Source organism: Bittarella sp. HCP28S3_D9, from assembly GCF_052065655.1.
Taxonomy (GTDB): Bacteria; Bacillota; Clostridia; order Oscillospirales; family Ruminococcaceae; genus Bittarella; species Bittarella massiliensis.
The window spans coordinates 200,032-206,088 of sequence record NZ_JBQHTP010000003.1 but is presented as its reverse complement, the minus strand read 5'-3'; the positions used below and the strand labels follow the sequence as shown (position 1 = coordinate 206,088).

Genomic DNA, 6,057 nt, shown 5'->3' with positions numbered 1-6,057 from the left:
CTGTCTTTGTAGACGGCCTTCACCGGCCCCTCTGGGTCGTCCGGGTCGATGGGGTCCACCTCCGGCTCGGGCAGGGGCGCGTCTGGGTCGACGGGGTCCACCTGGGGCGGGCGGGCCTTGACCAGCCGGTAGTGGAGGATGATCTCGGTGGTGTTGCCGTCCCCGTCGGTGAGGGTGTAGAAGATGTCCACCCCGCCGGGCTTGGTGGTGTCCAAATACTGATTCTGGGCGGTGATATCTGTCCCCTTGCTGTCCTTCACCACCACCTGGGCGGTACAGCCGGCGGGCACAGCGTAGCGGTAGGCCAGCATCCCGTCCACCACTGCGCGGTCAAAGCTGCCGCCGTAGAGGGGCGGATTGACAGAGATGACCTCGGTCACCGTCTCCTCGATGGTGCGGTGGAGAAGGCCGGTCTCCGGGTCGAGGGCGGGCTCCTCCCCCTCCGGCACCGGCTCCCCGCCCGGGTCAAGGGGCGGGCCCACCGGCGGGGTGTCCGGATTTTCGGGCCGCTCCACCACCGGCGGCTCACTTACCTGCACCGCCAGCGGCTGGCTGCGGTTGCCCGCCGCATCCTCCACCAGATAGATGCCGTTTTGGGTGGCGGTGTAGGTCTGGCTGCTGTCGCCCGACTGGTTGCCCGCGGCCCCGGTCAGGGGGAAGGTCTTCACCGGGGCAAACTGGCCGTCCGTCCCCTTTCGGTACAGCCGCCATACCCCCGACAGCCCATCGGCTGCCGTAAGGACACCTGTGTCCTGGTCAAAAGACAGGGTGGGGGCGATCTTGTCGATCTTCACCAGGTCGTTTACCTTGGTGGAGACGGCGCCGGTGCTGGTGTCCTTGGCCTGGTAGGTGGTGGGGCTGTAGATCTGCTCCTGGTCATAGAGCTGGCTCTCCCGGTCCGCCAGGGTGACGGCGGAGCCGGTCTGGGGGGTGATGGTGAACTGGTCGAAGTCCCCGGCGAAAAACTGCACCGTCACGTCGTCTTTGTTCCAGCCGTTTTCGTTGGCTTTGGGCAGCCGGGTGTAGTGGTAGTCGCTGCCGGGGGCCTGGGTGTTCGAGGCGGGGTCGTCCGGGTCCAGCGGCTCCAGGGGCCGCTCGTTGAGGAGGGTCTTGCCCATATAATCCTTGTTTTGGAAGACATCGTCCTCCAACATCTGGCCCAACTTCACCGCCTGGCCGTTGCTCTCGGTGACCTTGACATAGTAGACCACCTTGTACTCGGTGTTCCCCACCATGGTCAGGGGGATGCCGCCGCTGCCGTTGATTGCCTGGCCGACTTTGGTGCCATTGACGGTCACCGGGTAGGTGCTGTCGTTGAGAAAGCTGATGCCCTGGGTGGGGTAGTTTTGGGCGTCGTCCGAGTTCTTGAGGTGCAGGTTGAAGGTCTGTCCGATACAACTGCTGCTCTTGTTTTTGATGACCGATTCCACCCGCAAGACCGTGCCCGGAGCGACCACCGCATTCGGTGTGACCACCGTGTTGCTCTTTCCGTCGTAGAGAATCATATTGACCAACTGGGGGTCAAAATCGTTGTATTGAAATGCGTCAAAGGAGGCCGACATCTGCAGGTTATCGGGCATATCGTTGGTCATGGCAGGGTCCCAGCCGATACTGCCGAGAAAACCCAGGTAGAATGAAGTACCCCCCATGGTGGATTCCATTGTTTGGCGAAACGGCGTTTCCTGAATGGAGTTGCCCCCCACAGTGAACGTTATGGTGTCGCTGGAATAGTCGTATGAGCAGGAGATGCTTTCGCTGTTGGAATTGAGATACCAAGCGGACAGCGATTTTTGGTGTAGCGGCAGATTGTTGCCACTGGTGGGCATATAGTCGCTCATCATGGTGGCCGTCGAAGTATTAAACCCGCGGTGAAAGCGGAACCAGAAATACGGTTTTGTATCACACGGCCCGGGTTTGGAATTGAAAGAAAAGCCACAAGTATAGGCAAAATACCGATTGGAGGGGTCTTGATAGGGAGCGGAGGTGTAATATGTGCCCTCGAGGGTCCAGTCACAGAGGAGAGAGACCTTTTGCTTGCTCTGGATCCCTCCCCAACTCAGGTAGTTTCCGCCGTCTGACCCATAGTAAGAGGAGGAGCTATTTCGCCCAAAAATGATGTTGCTCCCGTTGAATGCCGCCGGACTGCCGCAGCACTGGTGAATATTGAAAATCTTGCTGTAATCGGTGGTCCCTATCGACCGCAGGGGACCCTCGCCCGCCGCTACGCCGGTTACGGCCCCTCGAGGTATCGCGGCCAGTGCGATCACCGCCGCCAGCAGCAGTGCGGATATGCGAATGGATACCCGCCTCTTTTTCTGTCTCATAAAATATACCTCCCTTTATTTGGCACCTTGCACAGTGCAGTTCAATCCTCATCGGCAAAAGTGTGTACAGCTCTACAAATAAAATCCTACTCAAAAGGGTAAGGGTCGCCACCCCAAAAAGTCTGTCATCTTTTTTGGAAATATTTATTTCTCCCAAACATTCGACAAAAAATGCTAAAATACCATTAGATGATACCGCATATTTGCTGTTAAAAGAAGCCCCTTTTGACAGGAAAAAGGAGGAAATTTTGTGCAGCTTTTGCCCCACCAGCAATTGGGAAAGCTCCTCGTGCGCGCCCAACAGGGCGACAGCGCCGCTTTTGACGCCCTCTACCGCGCCACCGCCCCGGTTCAAATGAGCCAGATCTGTCTGTATATGGGCACCTCGCAAGGGGGGGAGGACCTCTTGCAAGAGGTCTACCTCACCCTCTGGAAGCACCTGCCCGAGATCCAGCGCCCCGAAGCGCTGGTGGCCTACCTCAACCGCACCACCTACCACCTCTGCCAAAACCAGCGCCGCCTGCAGGGGCGGCGACAGGCCATTGCCCCCCAATACGCCCTGCGGGAGGACGACCTCCCACCCGCCGAGGACCCGGCCGCCCAAAAGGACTGGGAGATATCTCTGCAAGTGGCCCTGAAAACCCTCTCCCCCGCCCAGAGGCGGGCGGTGGAGCTGCGCTATTTTCAGGGAAAGACCATTCGGGAAATCTGCGAGGAGACCCACCAGTCCGCCAGCACGGTGCACCGCCTTCTCCGGGCGGCGCTGGAAAAACTCCGCCTGACGGTGTTGCCGGCAGTGGTGCCCGTCCTGGCGCTGCCCCATACAGGTGCTTTGCCCGCTGCCGTCGCCCCCCGGAGGCCCCGCCCCGCGCGCCGGGTGGGGGTCGGGGCGGCCGTCACCTGCGCGGCGGCGGTGGCGGCTGTCTCACTGGCTGCCGTGCCGGTGGAGATCGCTGGGGTGGAGGTGGGGACGGAGCCCGCACGGGAGCAGACGATCTCTGTTCGGGTCGAGAGCTCCCTCCCCCTGCGGCAACTCGCCCTCACCGGCCCCGAGGGGGAGGCTGTGGCCCTGGTGAGGGACGGCAAACACTACCGGGGAACGGTCACCCGCAATGGCCTCTACCTGCTCACTGCGGTGGGGGTCACCGGTGCGCGGGCGGAAGAGACCTTTTCGGTGAAGGAGGTGGACCGGGAGGGCCCCGCCCTCGCCCAGTGCCGGCAGGAGGGGGAGTACACCTGGCTGGTGATGGAGGACCCGGCGGGGGTGGCCTCCCTGGTCTGCGGGGAGGAGGGGGCAGAGTATGCCCCCCTCCGGCGGGAGGGGGACGCCTTTGCCTTCTCCCTCCCCGCTGGGAACCACCGCATCCGGGCGGAAGACCGGCTGGGCAACCGCTCCAGCGGCACCGTCGCGGTGGAGGAGCGGTAAAGCGTTCCCCCTCTTTTCTAAAAAAGGAGACTGTTTTCTGTTTTTTCTGGCAAAAGCGCTGGCATCTGTTCCCTTTTTTGCGGTACAATGGGGGTAGAAAATAAACGTTTTGCCGTCGCGGGCTTTTTCCCGCCGCCGGCCGTCAGGAGGTGCAGAGCCGTGATCGTCAGCGCCAGCCGCCGCACCGATATTCCCTGCTATTACAGCCGCTGGTTCATCAACCGCATCAAGGCCGGCTCGGTCTGGGTGCGAAACCCCTTTCACCCCCGCCAAATCAGCGAGATCTCCCTCTCCCCTCAGGTGGTGGACGGGGTGGTGTTTTGGAGCAAAAACCCCGCCCCCCTCCTCCCTTTGTTGGGGCAGGTGCCCTACCCCTTCTACTTTCAGTTCACCCTCACCCCCTACGGCAGGGATCTGGAGCCCGGCCTCCCCGAAAAGCGGCAGCTCATCGACCTGTTTTGGCAGCTCTCCCGGGCCACCTCCCCCAAACAGGTGGTCTGGCGCTACGACCCCATCCTCATAAGCCCCACCTACACGGTGGCCTACCACCTGCGCTCCTTTGACGCCATGGCCCGCCGGCTGGCCGGGGCCGCCGACAGCTGTGTCATCAGCTTTCTCGACTCCTATCAAAAGACCGGCCGCGCCGGCCGCGACCTGGGGCTGCGGGCCCCCAACCGGGCAGAAATCGAGCAGCTGGCCCCCGCTTTTTCGGAGACGGCCGCCGCCTGCGGCTTTGCCCTCTCCACCTGCTGCGAGAGCGTCGACCTCTCCCAATGGGGCATCTCCCACGGCCGCTGTGTGGACGCGGGTCGACTGACCGCCATCTCCGGCATCCCCCTGCGCCACCTGCCCGACCGGGGACAGCGCCCCGGCTGCGGCTGCTGTGAGAGCGTGGATGTGGGCGTCTACGACAGCTGCCTGAACGGCTGCCGCTACTGTTACGCCGGCGGGGGCGGCCAGTCGGCCCTGCGCCGGTACGAGCGCTACGACGAGTACAGCCCCCTGCTCTGCTCCTCCCTTGCCCCGGGCGACCAGGTCGCCAAGAGGGAGGCCGTCTCGCTGGTAGACGACCAGCTGCGGTTTTTCTGACGCCCGACAGCGGGCGCTCTGCCCGCCGTTTTGCCCTGAAACACATCCTTTCAGCCGGCCCGAATGGGTCGGCTCTTTTTATGGTCATTCGCTTTTTCGCGATAACAGGGCAAAGTTTAGCCCCTGGAAATTGTTCACATCTCACAGAAAAAGGGGGAAAACTTCTATTTGCCAACCCCCGGGGGGTAGAGTACAATGATTTTGTAATATGCGGATCTATGTGCAAAACGCCGTATCAAAATAGAAGATGGAGGTATCCGAAGTCATGGAAAACACCAAGAAAATCCCCATTATCATCGACTGTGACCCCGGCATTGACGACGCCATCGCCATCATGCTGGCCCACTCCACCCAGAAGTTCGACATCCTGGGCATCACCCCGGTGGCCGGCAATGTCGAGGCCAAACACACCCGGCGCAACGCCCGCGACCTGTCCGAGTACCTGGGCATCAACTGCCCGGTGGCCTACGGGGCCGAGAAGCCCCTCCTCTCCTACGACATCTATCGCCCCGCCTCCGGCACCCACGGCGTCAACGGCCTGGGCCCGGTCACCCTGCCCCCGGCCAAAAACCCGGTCTACCCCAAGCCCGCCTGGGACTTTATCTATGAAAAGGCAGTCGAGTGCAAGGGCGAACTGGTCATCGTCGCCACCGGCCCCCTGACCAACATCGCCATCGCCCTCCTCAAATACCCCGAGCTGCCCAAGATGATAGGGGGCTTTTACATCATGGGCGGGTCCACCACCACCGGCAACGCCAATCCCACGGCCGAGTTCAACATCCTGGTGGATGTGCACGCCGCCGACATCGTCTTCAAATCCGGCCTGTTGGTCAACATGGCCGGCCTCAACGTCACCCTCAAAACCGGCCTGCCCCTGGACTTTCTGGCCGAGCTCTCCCAGATGGAGAGCCGGGTCAGCGACGTGCTCGCCGGGCTGGTGGAGGGCTACAAGGACGTCAAGCCCGACCGCAACGGCAAACTCTCCAGCATCATCCACGACGCCATCCCCTTCCTGATGCTCATCGACCCCGACATGGTCACCTACAAGCCCTGCCACATCGACATGGAGTGCCAGAGCAAGATGGGCGGCTACGGCGCCACCCTGCCCAACTACGTCATCAGCGAAGAGGCCCCCCACAACTGCAACGACATCCAGGACGTGGATATGGAGAAGTACATGCAGCTGTGCGTGGACATGGTCAAATTCTACAAATAAAC

At 61.8% G+C, this 6,057-nt stretch carries 5 protein-coding genes; 3 read left to right on the top strand and 2 right to left on the bottom strand.

Annotated features, from left to right (window positions below; translation table 11 throughout):
• Positions 1–1,841, bottom strand: a 1,841-nt coding sequence (locus tag ACTNAU_RS03745; RefSeq protein ID WP_441097578.1) for a hypothetical protein, incomplete at its 3' end; no start/stop codon positions are given.
• A 256-nt stretch (positions 1,842–2,097) separates the two neighbouring features.
• Complete coding sequence (locus ACTNAU_RS03740) at positions 2,098–2,598, bottom strand: hypothetical protein (protein ID WP_441097577.1); 501 nt, start codon at positions 2,596–2,598, stop codon at positions 2,098–2,100.
• Here ACTNAU_RS03740 and ACTNAU_RS03735 point away from each other — a divergent pair.
• From ACTNAU_RS03735 to ACTNAU_RS03725, 3 genes are all read left to right on the top strand, one after another.
• Positions 2,575–3,750, top strand: coding sequence for an RNA polymerase sigma factor (locus ACTNAU_RS03735; RefSeq protein WP_441097576.1), 1,176 nt, complete (start codon positions 2,575–2,577; stop codon positions 3,748–3,750). The two genes, ACTNAU_RS03740 and ACTNAU_RS03735, sit on opposite strands and share 24 nt — an antisense overlap.
• Positions 3,751–3,909: 159 nt before the next feature.
• Positions 3,910–4,839 (top strand): DUF1848 domain-containing protein, encoded by a 930-nt coding sequence (locus tag ACTNAU_RS03730; RefSeq protein ID WP_441097575.1) that lies wholly within the window; start codon positions 3,910–3,912, stop codon positions 4,837–4,839.
• Positions 4,840–5,086: 247 nt separating this feature from the next.
• Positions 5,087–6,055, top strand: coding sequence for a nucleoside hydrolase (locus ACTNAU_RS03725; protein ID WP_441097574.1), 969 nt, complete (start codon positions 5,087–5,089; stop codon positions 6,053–6,055).
• Positions 6,056–6,057: the final 2 nt, after the last annotated feature.